Annotated in this window: 4 protein-coding genes and 1 tRNA gene; 3 read left to right on the top strand and 2 right to left on the bottom strand. The window is 54.3% G+C overall.

The features are described 5' to 3' along the window. Nucleotides 1–383: 383 nt before the first annotated feature. Nucleotides 384–460 (bottom strand) — tRNA-Arg (locus AC07S6_RS26510). Between the two features lie 324 nt (nucleotides 461–784). Here AC07S6_RS26510 and AC07S6_RS26505 point away from each other — a divergent pair. The 3 genes from AC07S6_RS26505 (at nucleotide 785) to AC07S6_RS26495 (ending at nucleotide 1,926) form a co-directional block, all read left to right on the top strand. Further along, nucleotides 785–1,012 carry a hypothetical protein gene (locus tag AC07S6_RS26505; RefSeq protein WP_197883397.1) on the top strand — a complete coding sequence of 76 codons (228 nt, stop codon included), beginning with the start codon at nucleotides 785–787 and terminating at the stop codon, nucleotides 1,010–1,012. Between the two features lie 11 nt (nucleotides 1,013–1,023). After that, complete coding sequence (locus AC07S6_RS26500; RefSeq protein ID WP_232104129.1) at nucleotides 1,024–1,203, top strand: PA3371 family protein; 180 nt, start codon at nucleotides 1,024–1,026, stop codon at nucleotides 1,201–1,203. A 396-nt stretch (nucleotides 1,204–1,599) separates the two neighbouring features. Continuing rightward, nucleotides 1,600–1,926: an Arc family DNA-binding protein gene (locus AC07S6_RS26495; protein WP_003193592.1), complete on the top strand. Its 327-nt coding sequence runs from the start codon at nucleotides 1,600–1,602 to the stop codon at nucleotides 1,924–1,926. 101 nt (nucleotides 1,927–2,027) lie between these two features. Here AC07S6_RS26495 and mgtE read toward each other — a convergent pair whose 3' ends face one another. Next, entirely contained in the window at nucleotides 2,028–3,470 is a 1,443-nt protein-coding gene (gene mgtE / locus AC07S6_RS26490) for a magnesium transporter (protein WP_003193593.1), read from the bottom strand. Between the last annotated feature and the right edge of the window lie 350 nt (nucleotides 3,471–3,820).

Genomic DNA, 3,820 nt, shown 5'->3' with positions numbered 1-3,820 from the left:
AACCGAGGCGCGCATTCTACAGCAGCCTCATTTGCTGTCAAGTGGTTATTTTCAGAAGTTTTCGAAGATTTCTTCAATAACTTCAACCACTTGCGCTTGCGATCTCTCGTAAGCGGGAGGCGAATTCTACAGGGATCGCCATGAACGTCAACCCCCTATCTTAAAAAAAAGCGAAACACTTACTTGCCCCATAAAAACCAGGATGCCTCGCCGCCTGCTCTATATAGAAGAAGCGCATAGCCGTGGGGCGTGAATTATCCACACCCACACAAATGCACCAAGCGCCAACCGAAAGAAGCCCAGCCGAGACCTGCGAAAGCGAGGAGAGAGAAAGACTGCTTGTTGAAACCAGCGATTACCAGGAGGGGAAAGCTTTACGGAGATGGTGTCCCAGGGCCGGTTCGAACGGCCAACCTTCCCCTTAGGAGGGGGATGCTCTATCCAATTGAGCTACTGGGACAAATGCCAAATGCTTACCCGGAAGGGCTAGCGACAGACGGCGTGCATCTTAACGGCCGAGGCTGGTTTTGTCATGTCGTCCGTTGGCATTTTGAATGTAGGCCGATCCCTGCGAATGCATTCAAAGCATCTCGCTGCAGACCAAAGCCTTCGGATGCATCGTGCAAATTGCACTGCACTAATATGCCATTAGTGCAAACTGCAACCTCAAAACCCCACAAATTAAATCTAACTCTTTGTTTTTATTGGCCTAATAGGTTGGCACGACATCTGCAAAGTCATACATACACAACCAATCGTTCCAGGCACCGTGGAGACCATGACTATGAACAGCGCCCTTCTATTAGCACTGAACGCTGTGGCACTGGCCGCGGTGGTGACGTTTCATTTTCAGCCGACCAATACTGGAGACGGCGCGCAAATCAGCCAAGCCATTCCCCACCATCTGCAACAGCGCCCTCAACTCGCACTGATGACTGCCAACCCCCAGCCCCCCATCCGCCTGACCCAAGAAACCCAATCTGCCCCAGCGGCCGAGCATTGGGTTTTCTGAGAAAATTATTCATGTCCAAATCTGCCTGGTTATTTCTGTGCCTGACCCTCATGTCCGCCGCACTAGGCCTGGGAGCCACCTCACAACAAGCTCAAACCCTGGCCTTCGTCGCAAGCGCCGTGCTGGGCAGCCTACTGATTATGGCACTCATCAAGGGTCGCCGAATCAAATTCGATCCAATCCTTCGCTAGCCCTCCCCCGCCGCCCCTTCTCCCTACCTTATGTCGCCTGACACTCGTAAATAGCCGAACAACTACTAACCTTAAGCTTGCGGGCAAAAGGCCATATCCCTATAGAAAGGACGCCCTTCGACTCAGATTCCGCGCTGGTCTGGACGAAGATTGCCGAGCTTCGCTGCAGCTGCGGGAAATTTTTCCAACCAGTCCGCAAAAACGTAAATCAGTACTGGCATAAAGCCTGTAGGCGGTTCAATATTTGTCACAGAATTGACGCCAATGAAATGTCAAATCTGAGGCATGATGCGGCCTCTTTGCAATTCGGGTTGAACTTTGGTCGTGAGCCTTGTCTTAACACTCATCTTGCGGCCAATTCCAGAAACCGCTCCCCTGAACTAACCGGTTAAATATATGCGCCCATTGAAACAGGCAATTTATTCCAGCCGTACGGCTGACAAATTCGTCGTACGTCTGCCAGACGGAATGCGGGAACGCATTGCCGAGGTGGCTCGCAATCATCACCGCAGCATGAACTCCGAAATCATCGCACGCCTGGAACAAAGCCTTATTCAGGAAGGTGCCTTGGGTGAAGAGTTGAGCATGCGCCTGGACAGCCCCGAGCTGTCACTGCACGAACGCGAACTGCTGCAGCGTTTTCGTCAGCTCTCCCACCGCCAGCAAAATGCTCTCGTCTCGCTTATCGCGCATGACGTGGAGGCGGCCGCAGAAGCCAATTGATTGACACCTGAAAGCCGAAGCCAGCCATGTGCTGGCTTTTTTTTGCCTGGAGTTTGGGAATAAGAAGCAAAGCGAGGGCAGGTTTGCCCCCGCTGGAAGGGTCAGAGCAGGAAGATCGTTGCCAGGCCCAGGAAGATGAAGAAACCACCACTGTCAGTCATGGCCGTGATCATCACACTGGCACCCATGGCAGGATCGCGACCTAGACGCGCCAGGGTCATGGGGATCAATACCCCCATCAAGGCCGCCAGCAACAGGTTAAGCGTCATGGCCGCAGTCATTACCACGCCCAGGGACCAACTGCCGTAGAGCAAGTAGGCCACCACGCCAATCACGCCACCCCACACCAATCCGTTTATGAGGCCTACAGCCAGTTCCTTGCGCAACAGCCGTGAGGAATTGGCGGTACTGACCTGGTCCAGCGCCATGGCGCGCACGATCATGGTGATGGTCTGGTTACCGGAGTTGCCGCCAATGCCCGCCACAATCGGCATCAACGCCGCCAAGGCAACCAACTTCTCGATGGAGCCTTCAAACAACCCGATCACGCGAGAAGCGATGAACGCGGTAATCAGATTGATAGCCAGCCAGGCCCAGCGGTTATGCAGTGAACGCCAAACCGACGCGAAAATATCCTCCTCTTCACGCAAACCCGCCATGTTGAGGACTTCGGTTTCACTTTCTTCACGGATCAAGTCGACGATTTCATCGATGGTCAGACGACCGATCAACTTGCCGTTCTTATCCACCACCGGAGCCGAGATCAAGTCGTAACGCTCGAATGCCTGGGCCGCGTCGTAGGCATCTTCGTCCGGATGGAAGCTCACGGTATCGCTAGCCATCAGGTCAGCAACTTTTTTCTCCGGATCATTGACCAGCAGGCGCTTGATCGGCAAAACGCCTTTGAGGATGCCCTCATAGTCGACCACAAACAATTTGTCGGTGTGGCCGGGCAACTCTTTGAGACGGCGCAGGTAACGCAACACCACTTCCAGGCTGACGTCTTCGCGGATGGTGACCATCTCGAAGTCCATCAGGGCGCCGACCTGATCCTCGTCGTACGACAGCGCGGAACGCACACGCTCACGCTGCTGCGTGTCGAGCGCTTCCATCAACTCATGGACAACATCACGGGGCAGCTCAGGGGCTAGGTCAGCAAGCTCGTCCGCATCCATCTCCTTGGCGGCAGCCAGGAGTTCGTGGTCATCCATGTCGGCGATGAGCGTTTCACGCACCGAGTCCGATACTTCCAGAAGGATGTCACCGTCACGATCAGCCTTCACCAACTGCCACAGGGTCAGTCGGTCATCCAGCGGCAAGGCTTCAAGAATATAGGCGACGTCGGCGGAGTGCAGGTCATCGAGCTTGCGTTGCAACTCGACGAGGTTTTGCCGGTGAACCAGGTTTTCGACGCGGTCGTGGTTCGGACCTTCCTGGCGGTGCGTGAGGTCTTCGACCACTCGCTGGCGCTGCAGCAGCTCGATAACTTGAGCCAGACGATCCTGCAGGCTTTCTTGTGTTTTCTTTACTTCTACTTCGGTCATAGGCGAACTCCACTCCCAGCAGCGGGGCACGCCGGAAGGATCAATCAGTCAATTCATGATTGGTAAAACGGGGTACTGAGTAACTACTGGGTAAGTCCATGGAGGTATTCCACAAGCCCCGGCGGGGCTGACGGGCGCATGATACACCGCCCGGATGTTTTAAACGTTAAAAAACTGGAAAGAACAAGCGCTTGCACGCCAAAGCTCAGTATTGGCTGCATCTATGAACTGCGACGACGCAGACGCATGGGAAAACACATGAGGAGGGAGAAAAAGGAGGACGCCGGATAAAGCCTATAAAAACCCCAGACGGCAAAAAACCCGCACTAGGCGGGCTTTTTGTTTGTATG

The sequence above is a fragment of the Pseudomonas sp. GW821-FHT07B01 genome (assembly GCF_059419065.1).
The sequence above is the reverse complement of the archived record's forward strand: the minus strand, read 5'-3'. Positions and strand labels throughout refer to the sequence as shown.

What these genes read in the sequence shown, in the direction of transcription:
- AC07S6_RS26505 (WP_197883397.1), top strand. Translation starts at nt 785, where the DNA reads ATGAACAGCGCCCTTCTATTAGCACTGAACGCTGTGGCACTGGCCGCG.
- AC07S6_RS26500 (WP_232104129.1), top strand. Translation starts at nt 1,024, where the DNA reads ATGTCCAAATCTGCCTGGTTATTTCTGTGCCTGACCCTCATGTCCGCC.
- AC07S6_RS26495 (WP_003193592.1), top strand. Translation starts at nt 1,600, where the DNA reads ATGCGCCCATTGAAACAGGCAATTTATTCCAGCCGTACGGCTGACAAA.
- mgtE (WP_003193593.1), bottom strand. Translation starts at nt 3,470, where the DNA reads ATGACCGAAGTAGAAGTAAAGAAAACACAAGAAAGCCTGCAGGATCGT.